The sequence below is a fragment of the Bradyrhizobium sp. HKCCYLRH3097 genome (genome assembly GCF_051167875.1).
GTDB lineage: Bacteria > Pseudomonadota > Alphaproteobacteria > Rhizobiales > Xanthobacteraceae > Bradyrhizobium.
Genome location: NZ_JBNPTX010000011.1, coordinates 162,178 through 187,242, shown reverse-complemented (window position 1 = coordinate 187,242; position 25,065 = coordinate 162,178). Strand labels below are relative to the sequence as shown.

At 66.2% G+C, this 25,065-nt stretch carries 28 protein-coding genes; 14 read left to right on the top strand and 14 right to left on the bottom strand.

Features of this window, described 5'->3' with window-relative positions:
* Nucleotides 1–278: 278 nt before the first annotated feature.
* Nucleotides 279–1,400 carry a hypothetical protein gene (locus ACQR0U_RS24740; RefSeq protein ID WP_315827085.1) on the top strand — a complete coding sequence of 374 codons (1,122 nt, stop codon included), beginning with the start codon at nt 279–281 and terminating at the stop codon, nt 1,398–1,400.
* A 52-nt stretch (nt 1,401–1,452) separates the two neighbouring features.
* Here the strand turns inward: ACQR0U_RS24740 and ACQR0U_RS24735 are convergent, their stop codons facing one another.
* A complete protein-coding gene (locus ACQR0U_RS24735) occupies nt 1,453–1,974 on the bottom strand; it encodes a nucleoside deaminase (protein ID WP_315750276.1) in 522 nt (173 codons plus the stop codon).
* Between the two features lie 129 nt (nt 1,975–2,103).
* On the opposite strand from ACQR0U_RS24735, the gene ACQR0U_RS24730 reads away from it, so the two are divergent.
* On the top strand, nt 2,104–3,066 hold the full coding sequence (locus ACQR0U_RS24730; protein WP_315750277.1) for a cation diffusion facilitator family transporter: 963 nt from the start codon (nt 2,104–2,106) through the stop codon (nt 3,064–3,066).
* A 93-nt stretch (nt 3,067–3,159) separates the two neighbouring features.
* Here the strand turns inward: ACQR0U_RS24730 and ACQR0U_RS24725 are convergent, their stop codons facing one another.
* Nucleotides 3,160–4,296: an MFS transporter gene (locus ACQR0U_RS24725; protein WP_434842868.1), complete on the bottom strand. Its 1,137-nt coding sequence runs from the start codon at nt 4,294–4,296 to the stop codon at nt 3,160–3,162.
* A 32-nt stretch (nt 4,297–4,328) separates the two neighbouring features.
* The gene (locus tag ACQR0U_RS24720) at nt 4,329–5,102 is read right to left on the bottom strand and encodes a DeoR/GlpR family DNA-binding transcription regulator (RefSeq protein WP_316167616.1); all 774 of its coding nucleotides are present in this window, start codon (nt 5,100–5,102) and stop codon (nt 4,329–4,331) included.
* 123 nt (nt 5,103–5,225) lie between these two features.
* Here ACQR0U_RS24720 and ACQR0U_RS24715 point away from each other — a divergent pair, with 123 nt between their 5' ends.
* The 4 genes from ACQR0U_RS24715 (at nt 5,226) to ACQR0U_RS24700 (ending at nt 7,831) form a co-directional block, all read left to right on the top strand.
* Nucleotides 5,226–6,164, top strand: coding sequence for a 2-dehydro-3-deoxygalactonokinase (locus ACQR0U_RS24715; protein ID WP_315827080.1), 939 nt, complete (start codon nt 5,226–5,228; stop codon nt 6,162–6,164).
* Nucleotides 6,161–6,802 carry a 2-dehydro-3-deoxy-6-phosphogalactonate aldolase gene (locus tag ACQR0U_RS24710; protein ID WP_316167618.1) on the top strand — a complete coding sequence of 214 codons (642 nt, stop codon included), beginning with the start codon at nt 6,161–6,163 and terminating at the stop codon, nt 6,800–6,802. Before ACQR0U_RS24715 ends, ACQR0U_RS24710 begins: the two co-directional genes overlap by 4 nt.
* A 181-nt stretch (nt 6,803–6,983) precedes the next feature.
* Entirely contained in the window at nt 6,984–7,331 is a 348-nt protein-coding gene (locus ACQR0U_RS24705; RefSeq protein ID WP_434842869.1) for a DUF3147 family protein, read from the top strand.
* Complete coding sequence (locus ACQR0U_RS24700; RefSeq protein ID WP_434842870.1) at nt 7,331–7,831, top strand: DUF3147 family protein; 501 nt, start codon at nt 7,331–7,333, stop codon at nt 7,829–7,831. The genes ACQR0U_RS24705 and ACQR0U_RS24700 overlap by 1 nt, the downstream gene beginning before the upstream one ends.
* Here ACQR0U_RS24700 and ACQR0U_RS24695 read toward each other — a convergent pair.
* Nucleotides 7,812–10,466: a flavin-containing monooxygenase gene (locus tag ACQR0U_RS24695; RefSeq protein WP_434842871.1), complete on the bottom strand. Its 2,655-nt coding sequence runs from the start codon at nt 10,464–10,466 to the stop codon at nt 7,812–7,814. The two genes, ACQR0U_RS24700 and ACQR0U_RS24695, sit on opposite strands and share 20 nt — an antisense overlap.
* Nucleotides 10,467–10,755: 289 nt before the next feature.
* Between ACQR0U_RS24695 and serA the strand changes: the two genes are divergently transcribed.
* Together serA and ACQR0U_RS24685 are read left to right on the top strand one after the other, a co-directional pair.
* A complete protein-coding gene (gene serA / locus ACQR0U_RS24690) occupies nt 10,756–12,003 on the top strand; it encodes a phosphoglycerate dehydrogenase (protein WP_315750287.1) in 1,248 nt (415 codons plus the stop codon).
* 21 nt (nt 12,004–12,024) lie between these two features.
* On the top strand, nt 12,025–12,504 hold the full coding sequence (locus ACQR0U_RS24685) for a TOBE domain-containing protein (protein WP_434842872.1): 480 nt from the start codon (nt 12,025–12,027) through the stop codon (nt 12,502–12,504).
* Here ACQR0U_RS24685 and ACQR0U_RS24680 read toward each other — a convergent pair.
* The 8 genes from ACQR0U_RS24680 to ACQR0U_RS24645 form a co-directional block, all read right to left on the bottom strand.
* Complete coding sequence (locus ACQR0U_RS24680) at nt 12,413–12,835, bottom strand: winged helix-turn-helix domain-containing protein (RefSeq protein ID WP_316171716.1); 423 nt, start codon at nt 12,833–12,835, stop codon at nt 12,413–12,415. The genes ACQR0U_RS24685 and ACQR0U_RS24680 overlap by 92 nt on opposite strands.
* Entirely contained in the window at nt 12,832–13,422 is a 591-nt protein-coding gene (locus tag ACQR0U_RS24675; protein WP_315827077.1) for a DUF2478 domain-containing protein, read from the bottom strand. The genes ACQR0U_RS24680 and ACQR0U_RS24675 overlap by 4 nt, the downstream gene beginning before the upstream one ends.
* An 11-nt stretch (nt 13,423–13,433) precedes the next feature.
* The gene (locus ACQR0U_RS24670) at nt 13,434–14,297 is read right to left on the bottom strand and encodes a xanthine dehydrogenase (RefSeq protein ID WP_315827076.1); all 864 of its coding nucleotides are present in this window, start codon (nt 14,295–14,297) and stop codon (nt 13,434–13,436) included.
* Nucleotides 14,298–14,504: 207 nt separating this feature from the next.
* On the bottom strand, nt 14,505–15,599 hold the full coding sequence (gene modC / locus ACQR0U_RS24665) for a molybdenum ABC transporter ATP-binding protein (RefSeq protein WP_434842873.1): 1,095 nt from the start codon (nt 15,597–15,599) through the stop codon (nt 14,505–14,507).
* Nucleotides 15,596–16,285 carry a molybdate ABC transporter permease subunit gene (modB, locus tag ACQR0U_RS24660; protein ID WP_434842874.1) on the bottom strand — a complete coding sequence of 230 codons (690 nt, stop codon included), beginning with the start codon at nt 16,283–16,285 and terminating at the stop codon, nt 15,596–15,598. Before modB ends, modC begins: the two co-directional genes overlap by 4 nt.
* A 26-nt stretch (nt 16,286–16,311) precedes the next feature.
* Entirely contained in the window at nt 16,312–17,079 is a 768-nt protein-coding gene (gene modA, locus ACQR0U_RS24655) for a molybdate ABC transporter substrate-binding protein (protein WP_434842875.1), read from the bottom strand.
* Between the two features lie 259 nt (nt 17,080–17,338).
* On the bottom strand, nt 17,339–18,904 hold the full coding sequence (locus ACQR0U_RS24650) for an amidase family protein (RefSeq protein ID WP_434842876.1): 1,566 nt from the start codon (nt 18,902–18,904) through the stop codon (nt 17,339–17,341).
* A 23-nt stretch (nt 18,905–18,927) separates the two neighbouring features.
* The gene (locus ACQR0U_RS24645; protein ID WP_316193123.1) at nt 18,928–20,346 is read right to left on the bottom strand and encodes a M20 family metallopeptidase; all 1,419 of its coding nucleotides are present in this window, start codon (nt 20,344–20,346) and stop codon (nt 18,928–18,930) included.
* A gap of 299 nt (nt 20,347–20,645) precedes the next feature.
* Here ACQR0U_RS24645 and ACQR0U_RS24640 point away from each other — a divergent pair, with 299 nt between their 5' ends.
* A complete protein-coding gene (locus tag ACQR0U_RS24640) occupies nt 20,646–20,891 on the top strand; it encodes a hypothetical protein (RefSeq protein WP_315717765.1) in 246 nt (81 codons plus the stop codon).
* A gap of 6 nt (nt 20,892–20,897) precedes the next feature.
* Here ACQR0U_RS24640 and ACQR0U_RS24635 read toward each other — a convergent pair whose 3' ends face one another.
* Entirely contained in the window at nt 20,898–21,086 is a 189-nt protein-coding gene (locus tag ACQR0U_RS24635; RefSeq protein WP_172112235.1) for a hypothetical protein, read from the bottom strand.
* A 53-nt stretch (nt 21,087–21,139) separates the two neighbouring features.
* Nucleotides 21,140–21,295, bottom strand: a complete 156-nt coding sequence (locus ACQR0U_RS24630; protein WP_315717764.1) for a hypothetical protein — start codon at nt 21,293–21,295, stop codon at nt 21,140–21,142.
* A 116-nt stretch (nt 21,296–21,411) separates the two neighbouring features.
* Here ACQR0U_RS24630 and ACQR0U_RS24625 point away from each other — a divergent pair, with 116 nt between their 5' ends.
* From ACQR0U_RS24625 to ACQR0U_RS24605, 5 genes are all read left to right on the top strand, one after another.
* Complete coding sequence (locus ACQR0U_RS24625) at nt 21,412–21,990, top strand: cytochrome c oxidase subunit 3 family protein (RefSeq protein ID WP_315750296.1); 579 nt, start codon at nt 21,412–21,414, stop codon at nt 21,988–21,990.
* Nucleotides 21,991–21,993: 3 nt separating this feature from the next.
* Nucleotides 21,994–22,257 carry a cytochrome C oxidase subunit IV family protein gene (locus tag ACQR0U_RS24620; RefSeq protein WP_315717762.1) on the top strand — a complete coding sequence of 88 codons (264 nt, stop codon included), beginning with the start codon at nt 21,994–21,996 and terminating at the stop codon, nt 22,255–22,257.
* 101 nt (nt 22,258–22,358) lie between these two features.
* Nucleotides 22,359–22,811, top strand: coding sequence for a c-type cytochrome (locus tag ACQR0U_RS24615; RefSeq protein ID WP_315717761.1), 453 nt, complete (start codon nt 22,359–22,361; stop codon nt 22,809–22,811).
* A gap of 36 nt (nt 22,812–22,847) precedes the next feature.
* Entirely contained in the window at nt 22,848–24,194 is a 1,347-nt protein-coding gene (locus ACQR0U_RS24610) for a cbb3-type cytochrome c oxidase subunit I (protein ID WP_316167625.1), read from the top strand.
* A 59-nt stretch (nt 24,195–24,253) separates the two neighbouring features.
* Nucleotides 24,254–25,063: a CbbQ/NirQ/NorQ/GpvN family protein gene (locus tag ACQR0U_RS24605; RefSeq protein WP_316167627.1), complete on the top strand. Its 810-nt coding sequence runs from the start codon at nt 24,254–24,256 to the stop codon at nt 25,061–25,063.
* Nucleotides 25,064–25,065 lie beyond the last annotated feature (2 nt).

The window sequence follows — 25,065 nt, the reverse complement described above, 5'->3', positions numbered from 1 at the left end:
TCGCGCGTTGCCGCGAACGCGCGCGGAAGGCCAGGCGGGGCTTTTCGGAAAAACTTCAGCAATGTGAAGCCGCAAGATCGGGGTCTGGGAGCATCGTGGCCGCGGCCAATCGTCCCATGCCCAAGCTCGCGACCGATGTCGTCGCCGCTGCAATACGGCGGAACCTTGATCAAACTGCGGGCAAGTCCTGGAGAAAGTTGAGGCTTCTCCCACCCGTGGAACGGCGCAACTGTGCATGCAAGTCGGGAATCGGCGCTTGTCAACTGGGGGTGTTCTGAATGTCGTTACGTCAAACAATCGCGGCGGTCGTCGCAATGGGCGCGGCAGCGCTGACGTCGGTCGGTGCAGCGGGGGCCGCTGACCTGTCCGCCAAGGCGATCGCGAAGAAGGCGCCGGCCGAGGTGCCGTTCTTCCTCGTCGTCGACAATCGCGTCAGCTACTCCTATATCTTCGATGCCAGCCAGCCTGGTGCATGGAGTGTCAACGGCAACGGCACATTCAACGCCAAGACCGCCAAGCAGGTCTACTCGTTCACCCATTTCGACGTCTGGGGTTACGGCACCAACTTCTTCACGATCTCGCTGTTCAAGTCGGACCACAACGACCCCGCTGGGCCGTGCACGCAGACCGGCGGGATCGTGTCGCCCAACGCAGGTTTCGCCTTCACGCCGGCGAGCTGTGCCGGTGCGACCGAAATCTACGGACTGTTCCGCTCGACCTTCGGCTGGAACCAGATCTTCAACACCAAGGCCTTCACGATGGGCCCGCTGCAGAACATTTCGTTCGAGGTGGGCATGGATGCCAATACCGAGAACCGCTATTTCGGCGCCGCCAAACGCGACGTGGTTGCCGGCCTGCAGTTCGCGTTCAACCTGCCCTACAAGGGCTATTTCAACGTCGCTCCCCTGATGTATTGGGAGTTCGCCAACCACAATTCGTTCTCGCAGTGCGGGGCCGGCTGGTCGAACCCCTGCATCAATGACGGCAATACCTCGTTCAAGCCGACCTGGGCCGTCGAGACCAACTACTACATGGATCTCGGCTTCCTGCCGGAGAGCATGCAGTTCTTCTCGATCTCGGGCCGCGCCGGCTGGTACGGCAAGAAGGGCACCGACACCGAGCCGCTCCCGGCCAGCGTCGCGAACGGCGTCTATCCGACCAAGATCGAGTTCAATTCCGAGCCGATCCGCCTGACCTTCGATGCGTCGAAGGCGATGTGGGGTGAGAAGCAGAGCCACCTGATCGACGTCTGGGTGGCCTATCGCTACTGGCAGAACAAGTTCGGCCTCGACCACAACAACGCGGTCGGCTGTTCCGTCGCCGGTGTCGGCGGCACCCGCGTCGCCACGGGCGCCTGCACCGAGTCGTCGCTGTATTCGGGCGTGACCGTGAAGTTCTGATATCGATCGAGCCACGCAAGCAGGCGCCGCGCCTCCGGTCGCGGCGCCTGCTTCATTTGTCCCAGGCTCCCTCATGCAGCGTCGCGGCTTCCTCCTCCAACAGGGGGCCGACGACTTCGGTCGCACGCTGGCCGCTCGCGAACACGTCGCGGCACGGCAGGTCGAGGGTCGGGTTCTCCGGATGATTGCCGGTAATGCCGCGCAGCCGCCGCTCACTGAGGCCATAGACCACGCGTCCGATGCCGGCCCAGTAGATGGCGCCCGCGCACATCGCGCACGGCTCTGCCGACGAATACAGCGTGGCCGCCGCCCTGATCTCGGGCGCTAGCGAAACGCAGGCCTGGGTCGCGACCAGCCGCTCGGCATGGGCCGTGGCGTCATGAGCTGGCATGTAGCCGTTCTCGGCCTCGATGAGAACGCGGCCGTCGGCAGCGATCAGCACCGCTCCGAATGGATGATTGCCGTTGGATGTCGCGCGGCGGGCGATGGCGAAGCTGTGGCGCAGGAAATCTGCGTCCCGGTCTTGGGCGCCGGCTTGCCTCTGTCCGTCTCTCGCCTCATCTCTCGGCGCCATCGTCACTCTGCTCCGTTGCGGATCGGGCGATCCTGCTCCGGCGCGGCGACGTCCGCAAGCGCGCCACGGGAACCGATGCCCCGCAGCTCGCGTTGCCCGGCGCACGAGCGCAGGGAACAGGCAGGCGACATGGCGGCAAACGCGGATTCCAAGGTTGCCGTCTATGCCGCGCTTGCCGGCAATCTGCTCGTGGCCTGCACCAAGACCGCCGCGGCGGTGTGGACCGGCAGCTCGGCCATGATGAGCGAGGCGATCCACTCCGCCGTCGACACCTCGAACGAACTGCTGCTGCTCTACGGCTTTCATCGCGCAAGCCGTCCGCCCGACCAGCGGCATCCGCTCGGCCATGGCCGTGAGCTCTATTTCTGGAGCTTCATCGTCGCGCTGCTCTTGTTCGCGCTGGGCGCCGGCGTCTCGCTGTATGAAGGCGTGACGCACCTGATGCATCCGCGGCCGATCGAAGACCCGACGGTGAACTACGTCGTGCTCGGGCTCTCCTTCGTGTTCGAGGCAGGCTCCTGGTGGGTGGCGGTGCGGCGGTTTCGCGCGGCTGCGCCGGGTCTCTCCTATCTCGAGGCGTTCAGGCGCAGCAAGGACCCGCCGGCCTTCATGGTCGTGTTCGAGGACAGCGCGGCACTGATCGGCATCGTGATTGCTGCTGCCGCGATGGCTGCGGCCGTCGCCTTCGATGAGCCGGCATGGGACGGCATCGGATCGATCCTGATCGGTGTGCTGCTTGCGGCGACCTCGATGGTGCTCGCGCGGGAGAGCAAGAGTCTCCTGATCGGCGAGCCGGCGGACCCGGAGCTGGCGCGTTCGATCCTCGACATCGCGCGCAAGAGGAAGGGCGTCAAGTCAGCCAATGGCCTGCTCACGGTGCAGCTGTCACCGCAGCATGTCGTTGTCGCGCTGAGCATCGAGTTTGCGGACGATCAGCGCGCCGACGACATTGAGCGCGCCGTGGTTGCGATCGAGAGCGAGCTGAGGGCGCGGCATCCGATCGTCGCGGCGCTGTTCGTCAAGCCGCAGACCGGTGCGCGCTATCAGGAAATGCGCGAGAGCGTGCTCCAAGATGGTTCGGCGCCGGCGTGAGACCGGCAGCTCAGCGATAGACGACGTCGCTTCGTGCAGACGAATGGCCGAGGCATGAGATGCCGGGTCAAACCGGAGCGGCGCGCCTCGTTCCTAAGGCTGCGTGCTCGCGGCCAACGGCGCACTCAGCAGCACGATGACGAGCAGTGCGGCCAACATCCAGAATGCGGCCGGCAGGCTGGTGGCTGCGGCGATGAAGCCGATGCCTGCGGGGCCCAGCAGCACGCCTGAGTAGCCTGCGGTGGTGACGGCCGCGACGGCCAGCCCGACCGGCATGGCGGTCTGCGCCCCGGCTCGGCGGAACAGCACTGGGACCAGGTTCGACGCGCCGAGGCCGATCAGCGCAAAGCCCGCCATGGCAGCAGCAACCCACGGAGCCGCGAGCAGCAGGACGAAGCCCGCGATGGCGATGGCGCTGCCCCCGAGCAACGTTGCGCGATCACCGATCCGTGCAACCACGGCGTCACCGACGAGGCGCCCTGCGGTCATTGCGATCGAGAACATGATGTAGCCCAATCCGGCCTGCGCGGCCGGCAGGCGGCCGGAACTGGCGAGCAGCAGCGCGCTCCAGTCGAGCATCGCGCCTTCGACCAGGAACATGATCGCGGCGAGCGCCGCCAGCAGCAGCACCGCGCCGTGCGGAAGCACGAGCAGCGGCCCCGATTGCGCGGGTTTGCTCGCCATCAGTCGCGGGGCGGCCACGATCATCGCGGCCAGGGCGAGCGCACAACAAGCGAGTGTGCCGAGCAGCGGCGCGACGTCGAACGCGAGCAGCGCCGTCATGACGCCGGAGCCCGCGAAGCCGCCGATGCTGAACTGGGCATGGAAACCTGACATCAGCGGACGTTCGCTCAGCCGCTCGACGTCGATCGCCTGGATGTTCACCGCGACGTCGAGCGAGCCCAGCGCCGCACCGAAGGCGAACAATGCGAGTGCGAGTGTCGCTGGCGTTGCTGCGATCGCCAGCAGCGGCAGGAACAGCGCGAGAGCGATACCGCTGACGATGACGACCGGCTTGCTGCCATAATGGGCGCTCAGCAGTCCGGCGGCCAGCATCGATGCGACCGAGCCCACGCCGAGCGAGAGCAGTAGCAGCCCGAGCGTCGCATCATCGACGCCGAGCCGCTGTTTGGCAAACGGCACCAACGGTGCCCAGCAGGCGATGCCGAAGCCGGCGACGAAGAAGGCCAGGCGGGTCGCGAGCCGCGCCGCGCTGTGATCAGAACTCATTTGGAAGATTCCCGACTTTCTGAAGGGCGCTGTCACACCGGCGGGGCGGCCGTCATGATGGTGGCTCCCGTCCGTTTGAGCAGGGCGAGCCGGGCCGCCGGCGCATCATGCTCGACGGTGAGCTGGCTGATGGTCTTGGCGCCGGCGATACGGTGGGGGGCTCGGGTCTCGAGCTTCTCGTTGGTGACCATTGCGACGCTTACGCGGCTCAGCGACAGCAGCGTCCGCTTGAATGCTGCGTCAGTCGGATCAACCGCGCTGATGCCGCCTTGCGCCGATACAGCGCAGGCGCCGATGAAGCAGCGGTCGATGTTCAAGCGCTGCACCTGCATGAGCGCATCGGCGTCGACACAGCCGCCGACTGCGGGATGAACGGAGCCGCCGATCATGATCAACTGCAGGTCCTGCCGGTGCAGCACGGTTGCGGCAATGTCGATGGCGTTGGTTGCGACGGTGAGATCGAAATCATCGGGCAGGACTTCAGCGAGGGCGAGATTGGTGCTGCCACTATCGAGGAAGAGAAATTCGCCACGCGCGATGCCGCGGGCGGCCGTCCGGGCGAGCGCCAGCTTGCGTTCGCGATCTTGCCCGATCCGCGCCGCCATCGGTGTCATGCCGCCGGCGATCGGCAATGCGCCGCCATACACCCGGCGGCAGCGTCCTTCGGCGGCAAGCGCACGAAGATCGCGCCGGATGGCATCCTCGGAGACGCCGAATTCGTGGGCCAGGGCGGCCGCGACGACCGCGTGCCCCGCCGAGAGGCGGCCGGCGATCTGGTCGCGGCGCGCCAGTGGAAGGTCTGACATGCCGTCCTCATATCAGGCATAAACAAGAATAACAACGTGCATAATCGTGCATTGCGCAATTTGTTGTTTGCGCGGCCCGCGCGGCATGGCATTGCCAGAGGTCGAAGTGATCGGGAGCAAGGTGTGACCGCCGTCTATTCGTCAGCAACGCCGGCCCTTGTCGCCGTCGACTGGGGGACATCCAGCTTCCGCGCCTGGCTGATGGCCGGAGACGGGACGGAGCTGGCCGGGAGCCGCGGTAGCGAGGGCATGCTGCATTGCGCGACATCTGGCTTCGCGCCGGTGCTGCGCGACCATCTGGCGAAGCTCGGCGCGCCGGCCGATGTTCCGGTGCTGATCTGCGGCATGGCCGGCGCGCGGCAAGGCTGGGTCGAGGCGCCTTATCTGCACACGCCCACCCGGCTGGAGGCGCTGCATGCCGGCGCGATTGGCGTCGACACGGATGGCGACGTCAGGATTCTGCCGGGACTGGCGCAGGCGCGGGCGGATCAGCCGGACGTGATGCGCGGCGAGGAAACCCAGCTGCTCGGCGTCACCGAGCCGGACTTCACCGGGATCGTCTGCATTCCGGGCACCCACAGCAAATGGATCCGGATCGATGCCGGCGCTGTGATCGACTTTGCCACCTACATGACCGGCGAGCTGTTCGCGGTCGTCTCTCAACATAGCATTTTGATGCACGCCGTCGAACCGGAGGCCTCGGCCGTCGAGCACGACGCGGCGTTCCGCGAGAGCTTCGCAGCGTCGCTTGCCGCGCCGACGGCACTGACCAATGCGCTGTTCCGGCTGCGCGCAGCCCAGCTCCTCGGTTTTGAGCAGCGGTCCGATGGGGCTGCGAGGCTCTCCGGGCTTCTGATCGGCAGTGAGATCGCCGACGCTCGGGCGCGGTTTGGCGCCGAGCTTCCACTCCGGTTGATCGGAGCGGGCCGGCTCGGCCGGCTCTATCGCGCGGCGCTGGCCGCTGCTGGTTTCGACGTGAACGAATGTGATGCCGAGCAGGCGTCCCGGCGCGGCCTGGTCAAGGCCGCGCGGCAGATCTGGGGAGCGCGTTTCCGACCATGACAAAGTCCGTTGCCTGGCCGCATGTCAAGCGGTCGCTGGTTGCGATCCTGCGCGGTATCAAACCCGACGAGTCCGAGGCCATCGTCGATGTCCTGATCGAAGCCGGTTTCGAGCTGATCGAGGTTCCTCTCAACTCGCCGGAACCGTTCGTCTCGATCGAGCGTCTCGCCGCCCGGTTCGGCAAGGACTGCCTGATCGGTGCAGGGACGGTCGTCAATGCCGCAGATTGCGTGCGTGTCGCGGAGGCCGGCGGGCGTCTGATGGTCAGCCCCAACGTCGATGTCGAAGTGCTGGCGACGGCGCAGGCCTACGACATGGTCACCATGCCCGGGGTCTTCACGCCGACGGAGGCCTTTCTTGCTTTGCGTTGCGGCGCCTCGGCCCTGAAATACTTTCCGGCGTCGGTGCTCGGTCCGTCGGGGATTGCAGCGCAACTTGCCGTCCTGCCGAAAGGCGTCGTGGTCGGTGCCGTCGGCGGTGTGTCGGACAAGAATCTCGCCTCCTATGCCGTAGCCGGTGTGCGAGCCTTCGGACTCGGCTCCAGCCTGTACAAGCCGGGGATGAGCGCGAGCGATGTGCGAGACACCGCGGTCGCTTCCGTGCGTGCCTATGACGATGCCATCGCAGCCACGGGCTGAGCAGATCACGCTCCATGACGGCTTCGTGACGCTGTCTTGAAACTGTCGTCAGAGCTCGGCGTTGGAAGGGAACCAATTGTTCGTGCTCGCAAGAGTCTTGGTCCGCGCCTCCGGAACGGGCGGCCCTTGAACGCAGCTTGCGCGCATGGACCGGCTACGAACAACCGGGAGCAAGCCGGACATGACCGAATCCGTCATCCGCTTCCTGATCGGCGGCGTCATCGTTTCGACATTCGCGATCATTGGCGATGTGTTGCGTCCGAAGAGCTTTGCCGGCCTGTTCGGAGCCGCGCCCTCGGTCGCGCTGGCGACGTTGGGCGTTGCGGTTGTCACGCATGATGCCGCTTATGCGGCGGTCCAGAGCCATTCGATGATGTTCGGCGCAGCCGCGCTCTGTCTCTATAGCATGACCGTGTGCCGGCTGCTGATGCGGCAGCATATGCGCGCATTGAGCGCGAGCCTGCTCGCAACGGCCGTGTGGCTGGTCGCAGCGCTGGGACTGCAGGCGGTCCTCTCCGGAGGGGCGTGATGCTGATCCGCATCTCGCCCTCTGCGCTGAAGGACGGCAAGTGGCATGAATACGTCATCCGCTTTGCGCTGGGCGGCGCCGCCACAGTCGCGACCGGGCTCATTGCCAAAGCCTTCGGTCCTGCGATCGGCGGCCTCTTCCTGGCATTGCCGGCGATCTTCTGTGCCAGCGTCACCCTGATCGAGGCGCACGAGATCAGGCGCAAGCGCCGTCAGGGACTCTCCGGCGAGCGGCGCGGACGTGCATCGGCCGCACTCGACACCGCAGGTGCAGTGCTCGGCAGCCTCGGCATGCTGGCGTTCGCGGCCGTATTCTCTACGCTGGTTCAGTCAAGCGTCGCGGCCGCCTTCGTCGCCGCAACGACGGCATGGCTCGTTGTCTCGGTGACAGCGTGGGCGATCCGGCGCAAGCTGCGTGTTGCGGCAACGACCCGCAAAGTTGCGGGCCGTTGCGATACGTCTCGGCCGCAGCCTCCGCTGGTCAGCTGGCGGCGGCGTTGATCTCCTGCGATTCGCCTTCTTCCGCAGACTGGGTGAATGCCTGCAGCGCCTCCGCCATCTGCATGCGGCCGCCGACGCCGGTGATGACGACGTCGACCATCGTGAACGACGAGTGGAAGTGGCCGTGGGCCTTGAGCTGCCCGACCGGCACGCCGTTGGCGGCGAGCGCCTCCGCATAGGCGACGCCCTCGTCGCGCAGCGGATCGAACTCGCAGGTGACGATGTAGGCCGGCGGCAGGCCCTGCAGCTTGCCCCGCAACGGCGACGCGCGCGGATCGGTGCGATCCGCCGGCGAGCAGTAGATGTCCCAGAACCAGTACATCAGGCCGCGCGTCAGGAAATAGCCGGCCGCGTTGTCGGTGTAGGACGGCCGATCGAAGCTGCAATCGGTCACCGGGCAGACCAGCAACTGTCCGCCGATGAGAGGCCCGCCGCGATCCCGCGCGAGTTGGCAAGTGACCGCAGCGATGTTTGCGCCGGCGCTCCAGCCGGCCACCAGCACCGGTCCGTCGCGTCCGCCGAGCTCGGCGGCGTGCTCGGCCACCCAGCGCGTCGCCGCATAGCCGTCCTCGGCCGCCGCCGGGAAGCGGTGCTCGGGCGCATGGCGATAGCCGACGCTGACGAAGATCATGTTGGAGCGGCGGCACATGTCGCGGCAGAATGGATCGTCCGACTGCTCGTCGCCGAGCACCCAGCCGCCGCCATGGAAGTAGACGACGATCGGATGCGGCCCGGGCGTCGCCGGCCGATACAGCCGATAGGGCAGGGGACCGTCGGCGCCCTGCAATGTGCCATCCTTGACTTCGCCAACGGGACGTCCAGGCGGCCTCGTCGCGTTGAACTGCGCAACAAATTCGCGGGCGCCAGCCGCGCCCATTGATTCGATCGGCGGCAAGTTCATCTCGGCCAGCATGTTCAGCACCAGCCTGACATCCGGCTGCAGCCGCACGATCTCGCCGTCATTGCATTGGGACGCGCCGTTCGGACCTGACAGCTTGAAGCCGAGCATGCCGCGGCTGACGATTTCGTTGCAGATGCCGCGATAGGGGCCGACGCCGCCAGTATAGGGCATCAGGGTCTGCGGCTTGCCCGGCACGTTGGCACCAGTGTACCAGGTGTTGGCGAGCCGATGCAGCGTCACGGTCGCGCAGTCCGCCATGTGGCGTGCCCAGCCGGCCTGCGCAGTCTCCGTGGCCTCGATGGTCGTGAACCCGGCTTCGCGCAGGGCGACGAGACGATCGACGACCCAGTCGACATGCTGCTCGATCGAGACCGCCATGTTCGACAGCACCGATGGGCTGCCGGGACCCGTGATCAGGAACAGATTGGGAAAGTCTGCGACCGTGAGCCCGAGATAGGTTTGCGGTCCGTTGGCCCAGACATCCTCCAGCGATTTGCCGCCGCGCCCGGTGATCGGATGCACGGCGCGGATCGCACCGGTCATGGCATCGAAGCCGGTCGCGAACACGATGACGTCGATGTCGAAGCTGCGCCTGTCGGTCTTGATGCCATCAGCGGTGATGGATGTGATCGGCTCCTGGCGCAGATTGACCAGCGTGACATTGGGGCGGTTGAACGTCTGATAGTAGTTGGTGTCCAAGCACGGGCGCTTGGCGCCGAACGGATGGTCGTGAGGCGTGAGCGCGGCGGCGGTCTCGGGATCCTTGACGATCTCGTGAATCTTCTCGCGGATGAGGTCGGCGAGCAGCGCATTGCCGTCGGGGTCGACACCCTGGTCGGCCCAAAGCTGCGTCAGCATGCCGACGAGGTCGCCCGACGCCCACAGCTTCTCGAAGCGTTCGCGGCGCTCGGCCTCGCTCAACGCCCAGCTGAAGTCGGTGGCCGGCGGGATCGGCACGCCAGCCATCGACCAGCGCGCCTGCTCGCGCAGCCCGTTGCGATCTTCTGCGAGCTGCGCGGCGCGATCGGCCGGGAGCGGGCCGTTATGCGCCGGCAGTGCGAAGTTCGGCGTGCGCTGGAAAACCGTGAGCTGTGCTGCCTGCTCGGCGATGATCGGGATCGACTGGATGCCGGACGAGCCGGTGCCGATCACCGCGACGCGCTTGCCGCGGAGGTCGACACCGTCATGCGGCCAGCGGCTGGTGAAGTAGATCTCGCCCTTGAAGTCGTGCACGCCGTCGATCTCCGGCGGCTTCGGCTGCGACAGGCAGCCGGTCGCCATGATGTAGTGGCGGCAGGAGACGGCGGGGCCCTTGTCGGTCGTCAGCAGCCAGCGCTCCTTGGCGTCATCCCAGGAGGCGCCGAGCACGCGGGTGCTGAAGCGGATGTCGCGGCGCAGATCGTAGCGATCGGCGACAAAGCCGAGATAGCGCAGGATCTCCGGCTGGGTGGCGTATTTCTCCGACCATTGCCAGGCCTTCTCGAGCTCGGGATCGAAGGTGTAGCTGTAGTCGACGGTCTGGATGTCGCAGCGCGCGCCGGGATAGCGGTTCCAGTACCAGGTGCCGCCGACATCGTTGGCCGTATCCAGAGCCACGGTCGAGAAGCCCGCCTTGCGCAGGCGGTGCAGCAGGTAAAGTCCCGCAAATCCGGCACCCACGACGGCGACATCGACCGTCTGCGTTTCACCGCCCGACACCTCCGACGCGCGTGTCTCGACAACCCCGTCTGACATGCTGACCTCCCGATGATTTTGTGATTGGAAGAAAGGCTAGCTCTGCTCGCATGGTTTGTCAGCAGCCAAAACAGCGATCTGCGGTTGTTGCAGTGCGGGCCGTGCGGTGCGGCCGGTATGCCAGGCGCTGATTTTGCATCGCCGGTCAAAAGGCCGCGACGGAGTGGACAAGACCCTGAGAAAGCGACAGAAAGCGACCCTGCCGCGTCGCATTCACCAAGTTTCAACGCATCGCGACTGTAACAACCGCTACACTACGCCACATCCACGACTGAACCAGGCCAGGCCCATGCCGTTATCGCTTCCCAAGCAAAAGATCCGCGTTCTGCTCCTCGAGGGCGTGAACGACTCGGCTGTCCGCATGTTCGAGGCCAACGGCTATACGGAAATCGAGCGGTTGCCGAAGGCGCTCGGTTCGGCGGAGTTGAAGCGTATGCTGTCGGGCGTGCACATGCTTGGCATTCGCTCGCGGACGCATCTCACCGCCGATGTGCTGCAGGCGGCCGACCGGCTGATGGTGGTCGGCTGCTTCTCCGTCGGCACCAACCAGGTCGATCTCGATGCCGCGAAGCGGCTCGGCATCCCCGTGTTCAATGCGCCCTATTCGAACACCCGCAGCGTCGCCGAGCTGACGATCGCCGAGGTCGTGATGCTGATGCGCCGCATCTTCCCGCGCTCGGTGTCGGCGCATGCCGGCGGCTGGGACAAGTCGGCCAATGGCAGCCGAGAGGTGCGCGGCAAGACGCTCGGCATCATCGGCTATGGCAACATCGGCTCGCAGCTGTCGAACCTCGCCGAGGCCATGGGCATGCGGGTGATCTTCTTCGATCTCACCGACAAGCTCCGTCACGGCAACACCGAGCCGGTCGAGAGCCTCGACGAGCTCCTGGCGATGAGCGACGTCGTGTCGCTGCACGTGCCGGAGACGCCGGCGACCGCCAACATGATCGGCGAGCGCCAGATCCGTCACATGAAGGACGGGGCCTATCTGATCAACAATTCGCGCGGCACGGTGGTCGACATCGAGGCGCTGGCCAGCGCATTGCGCGAGGGCAAGCTCTCAGGTGCTGCCGTCGACGTGTTTCCGGTCGAACCGGCATCGAACGCCGATCCGTTCGTCTCGCCGCTGCAGGGCCTGCCCAACGTGATCCTGACCCCGCATGTCGGCGGCTCCACCGAGGAGGCGCAGGATCGCATCGGTGGCGAGGTTGCGCGCAAGCTGATCGACTATTCCGATGTCGGCTCGACCTTCGGCGCCGTGAACTTCCCGCAGGTGCAACTGCCGGCGCGCCCGACGGGCACGCGCTTCATCCACGTTCATCGCAACGTGCCCGGCGTGCTGCGCCAGGTCAACGAGGCGGTCTCGCGGCACAACATCAACATCCTCGCGCAATATCTGCAGACCGATCCCGAGGTCGGCTATGTCGTGCTCGAGACCGACGTGGTCGGCGGTGAGGGCGAGGCGCTGCTGTCGGAGCTGCGCGCGGTGGAGGGCACGATCCGCGTTCGCGTCCTGTACGATCACGACCGGCCCTGAGGCTGTGGAGGCTGCCGCGCGATGACCGGCTCGTCTGCATCGTCTTCAGCGTCGTCCGTCGTTCTCAGCACGACGGTGCCTGCGCGCGTGCTGCGCCATGATCAGCAATATGGCATGTCGACGTTGTTCTTCGCCGACGGCGAGTTGCGCGTGCCGATGGTCGACGCCGCGATCGACGCCGGCGTCTCCGTGACCATCGAGGCCCGCGACGTGTCGATCGCGCTGTCGCGGCCGATGGATGTTTCGATCACCAACCGGCTGCCCGGCCGGATCGAGGAGATCCTGCCGCTCGATCCGCCCTATGTGCGCGTGACGTTCGATCTCGGTGCGACGAAGCTGCACGCCTTGGTCACGCTGGAGTCCGTCGAGCGGCTGGCGTTGGAGCCGGATCTGTCGGCCTGGGCGATGATCAAGAGCGTCGCGATCGGACCCGGCGCGGTTCGGCCTTCGGAGCTGCCTCGGCCGCGCCGCTGGCCCGCTTCTGATAGCGGGGATCGGTAGCCTTCTGCAGCTCAGCGAGCGCCGCGGCGGTGGCCGTGCGGGTGCGCCGCTCCATCGAGCGATACAGCGCGATCAGCCGCTCGCCGAACGGCGTGATCTCGGCGCCGCCGCCCCGTCGCCCCGGATGAGTCTCGAACACCGGCGTCTCGAAGGTGCGGTTGAGCGCATCGACCATCAGCCAGCATTTGCGGTAGGAGATGCCGCTCGCGCGCGCGGCGCCGAGGATCGAGCGCTCCCGGCGGATGAAGTCGATCAGCAGCAGATCTTCGGGCGACAGACTTCCGCCGTTGCCGAAAGTGATGGTCAATGCGATCTGAGCTTCGCGCTTCATCCTATTCCGATCCGCTCGCGTTGTGAGCCGATCATGTCACGCGGGCTTCGCGCTGTCACCATGCGGCCGGACCACGCCTCGATCCAGCCGGGACGGCGCGCGACATCGACCGGGACGCATTCGGCGAACACGCCGGCGAAGCGCTTCCACGCCTCCATCATCGCGGGCGATACCGCCGTGATGATCGGAAGCCCGGCTGACATCGCCGAGCCGAAGGCGTCGGCGAGGCCTCCTCCCGTCGCCTCCTGCTTGCCGAACTTGCTGAGGATTACGACATCCGTGCCGCGCGCGATCGACTGCTGCACGGCGGCGCAGGCCAGCACCAATCCTTCGGGATCGAGATTGCAGCCCTGCGATCCCGGGCCGAGATCCTGCGAGATCGAGAACACGCGGTCGTCGTCGAGGCTGCGCAGCATCATGGCCTTGCACGGCCTGGTCTTGTCGGCGCTGCTCTCGATCACGCCGGAGACGCGCAGCCCGATGCCTGCGAGCCGCGTGGCGAGCTCATCGAGCAGCTCCTGGATGACGGTGGACGCAGCGCCCTGCAGCGCCACGATCTGACACGTCCCGACCTCAGCGACACCCATGGCAGTCCTCCTCACACGTTGGCGGAGACGCGGCCCGCCTTCCGACCGGTTTGCACGATCGCGTGGACCGCCGAGACGACGCTCGCGGCGATCGATCGCCCGCGGTCGTCCATGCCGGTCCATGCCGCGTGGCGGCCGCGCGGATCGATCTCCAGCAGCTTGACGTTGGCCGGCACGCGCAATCCGTCGCGGGCGATGCCGCGCAGTGCGCCATCGAGCGGCGCCAGCACCGGTGTGCCGCCGAGCGAGCCGAGCTGCAGTCCCTTGTAGACGCGGGTGCCGATGTCGAGCGGCGTATGCCAGACGGCGTCCTGATTGGAATAGACGAAGCGCTCGCGGCCGGCGCCGCCGAGCGCACGCGCCTTGCCGTCCGCGTCGCGCGTGGTGCCGTGCGCCACGATCGCGCCGGTGTCGCAAGGATGCGTCTCGATCGCGATGTCGCAATTGTGCCCGACCGCAAAGCGCGGTCCGATGCCGACGGCGATGCCGGCAACGCCGCGCAGATCCGGCGTGGCCAGATGCTTCTGCATCCGTGCGTCGACGATGACCGCGGGATAGCGGAACGCGATGATGTCGGTGAGATGCATCCCGGTGACGGCGACCTGGCTGGGCTCGCGATGAATGCGCACGACGTCCGCGATGCCCTCGGCCCGGCAGCCGACCACGCCGTCGATGTCGCAGGCCTCGCCATACAGGACGTCGTGGAAGGCCATGCCGCGTCGGATCACCGGCGGAAAGGCGTCGTGACAGAGGACGAGCGCGAAGCGCTCATGGTTGAGCTTGGCCGCGATCGCGGAGGCGATCTCGTTGGTGCCCAGCACCAGCGCGAGCGGCTTGGGCGCGTTCGGATGCCAAGTGACGGCGGCGGCTTTCATGCTGATGACCTCGTGTTGCGAGATCGAATGAGCAAGCCGCGGGCCAGATCGTTGCGCGCCGATCAACATGTTCATTGCATTGAGGAAAAGCAGGCAGGCCTCGGTTTTTCTGATCCAAAGATGTATTGTTTAGGATATAACATCGGATGCTATATTGTCGCTTATACAACATGTTGTGATGGTGCGGGGGAGGTCGGCGCGTGCCGATCAGGCGATGGGCTCTTCGCGGCGCACCAGCGCGACGCCCTTGACCTGGGCGTAGACGGCAAGCCCTGCCTGCAGGCCGAGCTCGTTCCACGAGCGTTGGGTGACCCGCGACAGCAATCGTGCACCCTGGCCGTCCTCGCCGAGGCCGAGCAGGGCGGTGACGCGGTGGTCCGATTGGCTGCGGATTTCCAGGATCTTCGCGCGTAGCACGTTGACGATGGTGCTGCGGCTCGGCGTTTCCAAGGCGAGGCTGACATCATCGGCCAGCACGCGCAGGCGGCGGCGTGTTCCCGACGCAAGCGGCTCGGCCGGCAGCACGAAATGCCCGCCCGGCACCGCAAGCGTCAACATGCCGTCGATGGCGTCGTGCTTCAGAACGGTGGCGTCGAGACTGACCGCTGCATCGCGGGAGAGCGCGAGCGGCAGTGTCAGGTCGGCTTGGAGCACGGACAGCGGACCTGAAGCCAGGACGCTGCCATTGCGCATCAGCACCAGCTGATCGGCGAGCCGCTCGACCTCCGCGATATCGTGGCTGATGTAGAGGATCGGCAGGTCGAGCGCGGCATGCAGCCGCTCCAGATAGGGCAGGATCTCGTCCTTGGTGATCTGGTCGAGCGCCGACAGCGGCTCGTCCATCAGCAGCAGCTTCGGCTGGCTGAGCAGCGCGCGGCCGATCGCCACGCGCTGCCGCTCGCCGCCGGACAGATGGCGCGGCGAGCGCTCCAGCAGCTTGGCAATGCCGAGCAGCGACACCACCTCATCGAAGCCGATGGCGGTGGGGCCGGACGGGCCGGGATGCCCGTACATCAGGTTGCGGCGGACGGAGAGGTGCGGGAACAGATTGGCTTCCTGAAAGACGTAGCCGATCGGGCGCCGGTGCACCGGGCGGAAGGTCTTCTCGTCCTGCCAGACGTCCCCGGCGACAGAGCATCGTCCGTCCAGGCGGTTGAGGCCGGCGATGCTGCGCATGACGGCGGTCTTGCCGCAGCCGGACGGGCCGAAGATCGCGGTGACGCCGCGCGCCGGCACCTCGAACCGCGCGTTCAGCTCGAAGCGCCCGAGCGTACCGCGGAAATCGACCTTGACGGTGCTCATGACGCGCGTCGCGTCATGTTCCTCTCGATCAGCATCATCGTCAGAATGACGCCGAACGAGAACACGACCATGCCGAGCGCCAGCACGGAGGCTTCGGTCCATTGCGAGGTCTCGACGTAGTCGTAGATCGCGACCGACAGCACCTTTGTCCTGCCGGGAATGTTGCCGCCGATCATCAGCACGACGCCGAACTCGCCGACGGTGTGGGCAAAGCCGAGGATCGCGCCGGTGAGGAAGCCGGGGCTCGCCAGCGGCACGGCGATCGTCCAGAACGCGCGCCAGGGCGTGGCCCGCAGCGTGGCGGCTGCTTCCAGGGGCTTCTCGCCCATGGCCTCGAAGGCGTCGCGGATCGGCTGCACCACGAACGGCATCGAGAACAGCACCGAGCCGATCACGAGGCCTGGGAAAGTGAAGGCGAGGGTGCGTGCGCCCCACAAGGACGCCAGCGCCCCGCCCGGACCGCTCGGGCCGAGCGCGACCAGCAGATAGAAGCCGAGCACGGTCGGCGGCAGCACCAGCGGAATCGCCACCAGGGCTGCGACCGCCTCCTTCCACCACGCCTGCGACCGCGCCAGCCACCATGCGATCGGTGTTCCCACGATCATCAGAATGATGGTCGTGATCGCTGCCAATTCGAGGGTCAGACTGACCGGTTGCCAGATATCGGCCGAGACGTGCAAGTTCATCCTTGGAAGTTCATCGACGTGAGTGCTCAACTGCCGGACTTCGGGTCCAGAGCATAGCCGAACTTCTCGATGACCGCACGGGCTTCCGGAGTCCTGAGGAAGGTCAGGAACGCGGTCGCCGCCTCGTTGCCGGCAGATGCCTTCAGCAGCACGGCGTCCTGACGGATCTCGCTGTAGAGGTTCTGCGGCACCAGCCAGCGCGAGCCGCCCGCATTCGGCATCAGCTGCGACAGTGCGACGAAGCCGACCTCGGCATTGCCGGTATCGACGAACTGGAACGCCTGCGAGATCGTGTTGCCCTGCACGATCTTGGGCTTGATTGTCTCATAGAGATTGAGCGCCTTCAGCGTCTCCACTGCAGCCGCGCCATAGGGCGCGGCGGCGGGATTGGCGATCGACAGCTTGTTGAACGCGTTCGCCTTCAGCGTTTCCTCGCCTTTCACCGCGTTCGGGTCCTTGCTCCACAGCACGAGCTTGCCGATCGCGTAGGTGAAACGGCTCCCGGCGACGCCGAGGCCCTCGTCGACCAGCTTCTTCGGCCGTTCGTCGTCGGCGGAGAGCAGGATCGCGAACGGCGCGTTCTCCTTGATCTGGGTGTAGAACTGTCCGGACGCGCCGAAGCTCAGCACCAATTCGTGTCCCGTCTTGGCCTTGAACAGACCGGCGATCTCCTTGGCCGGCTCGGTGAAGTTGGCGGCCACGGCGATGTTGGCGCTCCCGGCGAACGCATTTGCGCCAGTCAGGAGAGCGGCAGCCGCGCACAGGGCAGCGGCGACGAAGCGCATCGATCTCATCACAATTGTCCTCGTTCATATCGCAGAGACGGGTTCGCTTCGGTGAATTGCAAGTCCCGTTCCGGCGCAGCGCCTGTACCGATGCCGTGCTATATTCATTCGTATACATCAAAATAGACAGGTCGGCGACGTCCCGTCAACCCGAGGGGCCCCTCGGGCAAACGCGATGGGCGTCAGTGTACGACTTTCGACAATCGAGGCTGAAGCGATGTTGGAAACATGACGGCCCGAGAGCCGGGGTTCTCGGGCCGGCGCGAGACTAAGCCATCCGCTCCCAGAGCTGCCGCACCAGCATGCCCGCACGCTTCTCGATCGCCGCGGCGGCATCGAGCGCGAGATCCTCGCGATAGCGGCCGGCGATCAGCTGCACGCCGATCGGCTGGCCATTGTGAACCGCCACCGGCACCACCGCGCCGGGCAGCCCGAGCACGTTGATGGCCGAGATGAAGCGGATCTCGTTGAAGAAGATTTCGCGCACGCGCTCCGGGCTTACCGTGTCCTCGCGCGGGCCCGGCGTCGGCTTGACCGTCGTCGGCGCCAGCACCACCGGATAATCCTCGAAGAACAGCTGCCAGGCGCGGATATGGGTGGAGCGCTGCGCCGTCGCGTTCATCCAGCCCGCGAGGTCGAGGATCTCGGCCTTGGCCCGCATCCCGCCCCACGCCTTGTGGAAGTCTTCCGAGGTGACGGCCAGCATCTTGGCCTCCTGCATCACGACCACCTCGGTGGTGATGACGTCGCACCAGGTCTGCCAGACGCCGGAGATGTCGGGGACCTCGACCTCGCTGACCCGGTAGCCGGAGCGTTCCAGATGATCGGCGGCCTGCCGCAGCGCGGCCTGCACCGAAGGATCGACGTCCATGTCATCGGGGATCTTGGCGAGCGCGACCTTGATCGGCCGCTTGGGCTTCTCGCCCTCGAGCGGGGCCGGCACCCACCAGGGATCGCGCGGATCGCGCCGGCTCATCACCTCCAGCGCCAGCCTGACGTCGGCGACGCTACGCGCCAGCGGGCCCTGCGACGACATCAGATGCGCCAGCATCGGCCGCTCGGCCGCGGCGCTTTCGTTGTAGGCCGGGATGCGCCCCTGCGTCGGCTTGATCGTGACAACGCCGTTGCAATGCGCCGGCCAGCGCAGCGAGCCGCCGATGTCGTTGCCATGCGCGATGGTGCCGATACCGGCGGCGACCGCAGCTCCAGCGCCGCCCGACGAGCCGCCGCAGGTGATCTCGGGATCCCACGGGTTCAAGGTCAGTCCGTGCAGCGGGTTGTCGGTGAAGCCGCGGAATGAGAATTCCGGCGTGTTGGTGAGGCCGAGCACGATCGCGCCCGCGTTCTTGAGGTTGCGCACGACGGGCGCGTCCGACGGCGCGATGATCCCCATCTGCGCCGGAACGCCGTTGGGGTTTGGCCGTCCCTGGTAGTCGACGTTCTCCTTGATGGTGACGGGCACGCCATGCAGCAGGCCGTCCTTGTTGCGCGCCTTGTCCGCGGTGCGCGCAGCTTTCAATGCTTCTTCGGACAGATCGACGACGACCGCATTCAGCTTCGGATTGACCTCATGCATGCGCGCGATGTGCGCCTCGGTCACCTCGACCGAGGAGACCGCGCCCGAGCGGATCGCAGCGGCGGTGTCGAGCGCCGACCACTGCCAAACCGGTCCTCTCGGCAGCCGCGGCTTCGGCGCGGTGGCCCTCGCCTGTGGTCTGGCCTGCGGCTTCGCCTTTGCGGGCTTCCGGTTGGCCGTGGCGCGCGCGGCCACGCGCTTCTGAGCCGGCTTGGCGGTCTTCGCCGCCGGCTTCTTCCTTGTCGCTGTTTTCGCCATCGTGTTCCCCCCCAGTGTATCTCTCAAACGACCGACATGGTCAGCGGCGGCTCGACCTCGGCGGGCAGCGGGCTGACATAGGGCGTGCGCAGCGTCCGCTTCTTCAGGTCGGCCTTGGCGGCTGCGATCAGCGCCGGCTCATTGAGCGCCTTGATGCCGAGACCGGCCATCGCCTTGGCGGCCTGCACCATCGCCTTGTGCGCGGCCGGCGTCTTGCCTTGCGCAACGACCTGCCAGGTGTGGAACGGCGTGCCGATCGCCACCGTCGGCGCGTGCACCTGCACCGTTGGCACCACCCAGCTGACGTCGCCGACATCGGTCGAGCCGATCTGCGGATTGCGCTTGGCGTTCAGCGGCACCAGGAAGTCGGCCAGCGGCTTGTCGGTCGGGTCCATGCCGATGCTGTAGTAGACGGATTCGATGTCCTTGTCGGTCAGGGTCGCCTGGATCTGACCGGCGAAATCCTTGTCGCTCGCGTCGAAATGCGGCGGCCCGAGCTCCTCCATGATCCCGTGCAGCGCCTCTTCGAGCGGCGTGTTGGGCAGGATGTTGGAGACCGCCGAGATGATCTTCATCTCGACCCTGGTCTCGGTCATCATCGCGGCACCTTGCGCGATCTTGTGCACGCGCCCGACCAGCTCGTTCATGCCGGGCAGGTCGCGCGCGCGGATCGAGTAGCGGACGCGCGCATGCGCCTGCACGACGTTGGGCGCAATGCCGCCGGTGTCGAGCAGCGCGTAATGCACGCGGGCGTCGCTCGGCATGTGCTCGCGCATGTAGTTGACGCCGACATTCATCAGCTCCACCGCGTCGAGCGCGCTGCGGCCGAGATGCGGCGAGGCGGCCGCATGCGAGGTGCGTCCGGTGAAGATGAAGTCCGCGCGCGTGTTGGCGAGAGAGGGCGTCATCACCACTTCCCAGAAGCTCGACGGATGCCAGGTGATCGCGATGTCGGCATCCTCGAACGCGCCTGAGCGCACCATGAAGGCCTTTGCGGCGCCGCCTTCCTCGGCAGGGCAGCCGTAGTAGCGCACGCGTCCCGGAACCTTGTTGGCGGCGAGCCAGTCCTTCACGGCGGTTGCCGCGAGCAGCGCCGCCGAGCCCAGGAGATTGTGGCCGCAGCCATGGCCATGGCCGCCGGTCTCGATCGGACGATGTTCGGCGACGCCGGCCTCCTGGCTGAGGCCGGGCAGGGCGTCGTATTCGCCCATGAACGCGATGACCGGACCACCTTCGCCCCATTCGCCCATCAGCGCGGTCGGGATGCCCGCGACCTTTTCGATGATCCGAAAACCCTGGTGCTTCAACTCGGCGAGGTGTTCGGCGGACGAGCGGGCCTCGGTGTAGCAGACCTCGGGCATGCTCCACACCCGGTCGCTGAGCTCGATGAAACGGGTCTTGATCGCGTCGACGCCGCGCCAGATCTCGCTGCGGTTGTCCATCTCCGGTCCTTGTCCTCTGCTGCCGATAGGGAGCCGGTATGGTTATCAGCTAAGTTCCCTGACGCCTAGCGATCCGCCGCGAGAGCAGCCATGCGGCGCGCGGCAAGGCGCGGTGGAGCGCGCGTCATCCTTTGAGCAGATGATGCTGCGATTGGATGCAGCGCGATGCTTTCGGCGGCGCAGCGAGAAGGGTGGGGACGCCGTCCTCAAATTTCGGAACTGCCGCCGTGCGCCGTTACCGCACCCGTCCAGGAACGATCGTGGTCGCGTCCTGTTCTCGTGTCAGGAGTGCGACCGCCATGCGTGCAGGACCCATCACTATCATCGTCGCATTGCTGCTGATTCTCGCGGCCGCCGTCGTCTTCGCCTATCAGGGCATGACCTTGCCCGGCGATCCGATGCCGACCGAGGGCTGGATCGCGCTCACGCTCGGCGTGGTGTTTTCGCTCATCGTGGGGATCGGGCTGATGGTGCTGTTGTTCTACAGCAGCCGCAAGGGCTACGACGAGCCATCACAGTTCGGGGCTGATGATCATCGCGACTGAGACCGCTCAAGCCGGATGCGGCGGATGCTGTGTCCGCGGATGCCGGTCGTGAAGCAGCTTGGCGAGTTCGTGCCTCAGATCGTCGTGACCGCGCATCGCCGTCTCGAACAGCGCTTCCTGGATGTCGCGCGGCATGTCGCCCCAGACGCCGATGGCGGCGTTGCCGAGCAGCTCTGCGAACCGGTTGTCGTCCATGCGGCACCTCCGGACGATCTGACGCCCGAGGACGGCAAAGGTTCCAGGCCAGGTTATTGCGTGGTGAACAGGACAACCGCAATCGCAACGGAGAGCGCGATCGCGGACACGGTCCCCGTGGTCGACAGCACGCCCATGCGCCGCAGCGCCGCTGCAAACACGATGATGATCGGGGTAGCGGTGACGAGGCCGAGCTGCGCTTCGGTCATGGACATGCTCCTGATGTCGATCCGGTAGCGCATCCAGGCGCCGTGCTGTTTGTGCGCCGACAAAGAGCATGTCTGCCGCCCCGATTAGCTTTGCCGACATCTGATCGGAGGTGGCGGTGTCGGCACTCACATACGAACCGGAACCAACGGAGCGCTGGGGCGTGCTCGACGGGTTGCCGGGCGACCCCATGATGTGGGTCCTGATCCTCAGCGAGCTTGTCGCTTTCGGCCTGCTGCTCGGCGCCTTCGTCGTGGCGCGCGCAGTCAATCCAGTCGTGTTCGCAGCCGGGCAGGCCATGCTGGACGGACCTCTCGCCGCATTGAACACGATCGTGCTTGTGACGAGCGGGTGGGCTGCGGCGCGCGGGGCGGCGGCGGCGAGAGGCGGATCGCCGGCCACAGCACGGCGTTGGATCATGCTGGCGATCCTGCTCGGCACGGCCTTCATTGCCGTCAAGCTGACCGAGTATGGCAGGGAGATTGCCGCCGGCGCAGGCCTGGAGACGTCGCCGTTCTTCACGCTCTATTTTCTGCTCACGGGCTTCCATCTGCTTCACGTCGTACTCGGGATGGTCATCCTCGGAATCGTCGGTCGTCATGCCGCGCCCACCAGCGTCGAGACCGGGACGGCGTTCTGGCACATGGTCGATCTGGTCTGGATCGTGATGTTCCCGATCCTCTATCTGGTGGGATGAGTCATGGTCCGCGATCGCCTCACGCTCGCCTGGCTTCAATTGCTGAGCTTCGCCGTTGCCACGCTCGCGGCCTCGCTGCTGCTGCCGAATCGCTGGCTCGCCGATGCCCTCGTGCTCGCGCTCGCATTGGCAAAGGGCAGGGTGATCGTGCTGGATTTTCTCGGCCTGCGCCATGCGCCCGCGCTGTGGCGCGGCCTGCTCGCATCGTGGCTCCTAGGCCTGGTTGCGCTCGCCGGGCTGGCGGTGGCGCTCCGCGCGCTGGTCTGACGGGCCATCGCCGTGCTGCTTGCGCCGCGACAAAGAGACTCCCGGCAGTGCCGGTAGATTGCCTTCACCATCGACCTTCACCAAAACGGAAAGGACGTGTCATGGCGGAACGCCTGACCAAGTCGGCCGCACGGAACGTCTTCTACGGCGGTTCGGCCTTCTTCTTTGCGATCTTCCTCGGGCTCACAGCGCACAGCCACTACTACATGGTCACGACCTCGACCAATGCGTCGACGCTGTCCGACGGAGTCGCTCGCGGCAAGCACGTCTGGGAGAGAAACTCCTGCATCAACTGCCATACCCTGCTCGGCGAGGGCGCCTATTTCGCGCCAGAGGTCGGCAATGTCTGGGACCGCTGGGGCGGCAGGCAGGACCCGGCCGCCGCGCGCGAGATGCTGAAATCCTGGATGCAGTCGCAACCCTCCGGTGCGCCCGGCCGCAGGCAGATGCCGCAGTTCAATCTGTCCGACCAGGAGCTCAACGACCTCGCCGACTTCCTGCAATGGACCGACACGATCAAGCGCCAGGACTGGCCGCCGAACAAGGCCGGCTGAGCCGGCATCCCGTCCCCGTCATGAGAGAGATCCGCGATGAGATATGAGACCCAGAAGGTCGCGATGCTGTATTTCTACGGCGCGCTGACGCTCTTCCTCGCCCAGGTCATCTTCGGCCTGCTCGCCGGCACCATCTACGTGCTGCCGAACACGCTGTCGGTCCTGCTTCCCTTCAACATCGTCCGCATGATCCACACCAACGCGCTGATCGTGTGGTCGCTGATCGGCTTCATGGGCGCCACCTACTTCCTGCTGCCCGAGGAGACCGAGACCGAGCTCTACAGCCCGCTGCTCGCTAAGATCCAGTTCTGGATGTTCTTCGGCGCGGCCGGCACGGCCGTCGTCGGCTATCTCTTCCACTACCATGAGGGCCGTGAGTTCCTCGAGCAGCCCTTCATCATCAAGGTCGGCATCGTCGTCGTCTGCCTGATGTTCCTGTTCAACGTCACGATGACCGCCCTGAAGGGTCGCAAGACGACGGTGACCAACATCCTGCTGTTCGGTCTGTGGGGCGTCGCGATCTTCTTTTTGTTCGCCTTCTACAACCCAGCCAATCTCGCCGTCGACAAGATGTACTGGTGGTACATCGTCCATCTCTGGGTGGAGGGCGTCTGGGAGCTGATCATGGCCTCGATCCTGGCCTTCCTGATGATCAAGCTCAACGGCATCGACCGCGAGGTGGTGGAGAAGTGGCTCTACGTCATCATTGGCCTGGCGCTGTTCTCCGGCATCCTCGGCACCGGCCATCATTTCTACTGGATCGGCGCGCCCGGCTATTGGCAGTGGATCGGCTCGCTGTTCTCAACGCTCGAGGTCGCGCCGTTCTTCACCATGGTGATCTTCACGGTGCAGATGACGCTCAAGGCGGGACGCAAGCATCCGAATCGCGCCGCGCTGCTGTGGTCGGTCGGCTGCTCCGTCATGGCGTTCCTCGGCGCCGGCGTGTGGGGCTTCCTGCACACGCTGTCCAGCGTGAACTACTACACCCACGGCACCCAGGTGACCGCCGCGCACGGCCATCTCGCCTTCTTCGGCGCCTATGTGATGCTCAACCTCGCGGTCATGGCCTATGCGGTGCCGCAGCTGCGCCAGCGTGCGCCGTATAATCAGTGGCTCTCGATGGCGAGCTTCTGGATCATGTGCACGGCGATGATGACGATGACCTTTGCGCTGACCTTCGCCGGCATCATCCAGGTGCATCTGCAGCGCGTGCTCGGCCAGAGCTACATGGACGTGCAGGACCAGCTCGCGATGTTCTACTGGGTTCGGCTCGGCTCCGGTGTGTTCGTGGCGATCGCGGCGCTGATGTTCGTCTGGGCCGTGCTGGTGCCCGGCCGCGCCAAGCAGGCGATCATCCCCGGCGCCCTGCAGCCGGCGGAGTAAAACCCCGCAGGCGGCGGCTCCGATGCCGCCGCCTGCATCCCCCGATTCGGAGAGTGATCATGAAGCTCGTGCTGCACGCGATCGATACCGTCCTGTCGTTCCCCTCGTACACGCCGACCGGCAATGAATGCGCGCTGTTCGAGCATGCGTTCCGACATCGCTTACCGGTGCTGCTGAAGGGGCCGACCGGCTGCGGCAAGACCCGCTTCGTCGCGCACATGGCGGCGCGACTGGGCCTGCCGCTGCACACGGTCGCCTGTCACGACGACCTCACCGCCGCCGACCTCACCGGGCGATATCTGCTCAAGGGCGGTGACACCGTGTGGACCGACGGCCCGCTGACCCGCGCGGTGCGCGAGGGCGGCATCTGCTATCTCGACGAGGTCGTCGAGGCGCGGAAGGATGTGACCGTCGTGCTGCATCCTCTCACCGACGACCGCCGCATTCTTCCGCTGGAGCGCACCGGCGAGGAGCTGCTCGCGCCCGACGGCTTCATGCTGGTGGTGTCCTACAATCCGGGTTATCAGTCGCTGCACAAGGCGCTGAAGCCATCGACACGGCAGCGCTTCATCGCCATCGAATTCGGCTTCCTGCCCGCCGAGCAGGAGATCGCGGTGGTTGCCGCCGAGAGCGGGCTGGCGCCGGAGCGCGTTCGGCCGCTGGTGGCGCTCGCGCATCGGCTGCGAGCGCTGCAAGGCCATGACTTGGAGGAGGGCGTCTCGACGCGGCTCCTGGTCTATTGCGCGACGCTCGTCGCTGCCGGAGCATCCATCGCGGACGCCGTGCTCGCCGCGATGATCGAGCCGCTCACCGACGACGCCGACGTCAAGGCCGCGTTGCGCGAGGTCGCGCATGCCGTGATCGGGTGAGC

Coding starts and splice junctions, on each gene's coding strand:
- ACQR0U_RS24640 (WP_315717765.1), top strand. CDS start 20,646: ATGCGTGCAGGACCCATCACTATCATCGTCGCATTGCTGCTGATTCTC.
- ACQR0U_RS24610 (WP_316167625.1), top strand. CDS start 22,848: ATGAGATATGAGACCCAGAAGGTCGCGATGCTGTATTTCTACGGCGCG.
- ACQR0U_RS24620 (WP_315717762.1), top strand. CDS start 21,994: ATGGTCCGCGATCGCCTCACGCTCGCCTGGCTTCAATTGCTGAGCTTC.
- ACQR0U_RS24705 (WP_434842869.1), top strand. CDS start 6,984: ATGACCGAATCCGTCATCCGCTTCCTGATCGGCGGCGTCATCGTTTCG.
- modB (WP_434842874.1), bottom strand. CDS start 16,285: ATGAACTTGCACGTCTCGGCCGATATCTGGCAACCGGTCAGTCTGACC.
- ACQR0U_RS24675 (WP_315827077.1), bottom strand. CDS start 13,422: ATGGGTGTCGCTGAGGTCGGGACGTGTCAGATCGTGGCGCTGCAGGGC.
- ACQR0U_RS24615 (WP_315717761.1), top strand. CDS start 22,359: ATGGCGGAACGCCTGACCAAGTCGGCCGCACGGAACGTCTTCTACGGC.
- modC (WP_434842873.1), bottom strand. CDS start 15,599: ATGAGCACCGTCAAGGTCGATTTCCGCGGTACGCTCGGGCGCTTCGAG.
- ACQR0U_RS24635 (WP_172112235.1), bottom strand. CDS start 21,086: ATGGACGACAACCGGTTCGCAGAGCTGCTCGGCAACGCCGCCATCGGC.
- ACQR0U_RS24720 (WP_316167616.1), bottom strand. CDS start 5,102: ATGTCAGACCTTCCACTGGCGCGCCGCGACCAGATCGCCGGCCGCCTC.
- ACQR0U_RS24670 (WP_315827076.1), bottom strand. CDS start 14,297: ATGAAAGCCGCCGCCGTCACTTGGCATCCGAACGCGCCCAAGCCGCTC.
- ACQR0U_RS24700 (WP_434842870.1), top strand. CDS start 7,331: ATGCTGATCCGCATCTCGCCCTCTGCGCTGAAGGACGGCAAGTGGCAT.
- serA (WP_315750287.1), top strand. CDS start 10,756: ATGCCGTTATCGCTTCCCAAGCAAAAGATCCGCGTTCTGCTCCTCGAG.
- ACQR0U_RS24725 (WP_434842868.1), bottom strand. CDS start 4,296: ATGAGTTCTGATCACAGCGCGGCGCGGCTCGCGACCCGCCTGGCCTTC.
- ACQR0U_RS24740 (WP_315827085.1), top strand. CDS start 279: ATGTCGTTACGTCAAACAATCGCGGCGGTCGTCGCAATGGGCGCGGCA.
- ACQR0U_RS24605 (WP_316167627.1), top strand. CDS start 24,254: ATGAAGCTCGTGCTGCACGCGATCGATACCGTCCTGTCGTTCCCCTCG.
- ACQR0U_RS24695 (WP_434842871.1), bottom strand. CDS start 10,466: ATGTCAGACGGGGTTGTCGAGACACGCGCGTCGGAGGTGTCGGGCGGT.
- ACQR0U_RS24685 (WP_434842872.1), top strand. CDS start 12,025: ATGACCGGCTCGTCTGCATCGTCTTCAGCGTCGTCCGTCGTTCTCAGC.
- ACQR0U_RS24650 (WP_434842876.1), bottom strand. CDS start 18,904: ATGGCGAAAACAGCGACAAGGAAGAAGCCGGCGGCGAAGACCGCCAAG.
- ACQR0U_RS24680 (WP_316171716.1), bottom strand. CDS start 12,835: ATGAAGCGCGAAGCTCAGATCGCATTGACCATCACTTTCGGCAACGGC.
- ACQR0U_RS24630 (WP_315717764.1), bottom strand. CDS start 21,295: ATGACCGAAGCGCAGCTCGGCCTCGTCACCGCTACCCCGATCATCATC.
- ACQR0U_RS24645 (WP_316193123.1), bottom strand. CDS start 20,346: ATGGACAACCGCAGCGAGATCTGGCGCGGCGTCGACGCGATCAAGACC.
- ACQR0U_RS24735 (WP_315750276.1), bottom strand. CDS start 1,974: ATGGCGCCGAGAGATGAGGCGAGAGACGGACAGAGGCAAGCCGGCGCC.
- ACQR0U_RS24710 (WP_316167618.1), top strand. CDS start 6,161: ATGACAAAGTCCGTTGCCTGGCCGCATGTCAAGCGGTCGCTGGTTGCG.
- ACQR0U_RS24730 (WP_315750277.1), top strand. CDS start 2,104: ATGGCGGCAAACGCGGATTCCAAGGTTGCCGTCTATGCCGCGCTTGCC.
- modA (WP_434842875.1), bottom strand. CDS start 17,079: ATGAGATCGATGCGCTTCGTCGCCGCTGCCCTGTGCGCGGCTGCCGCT.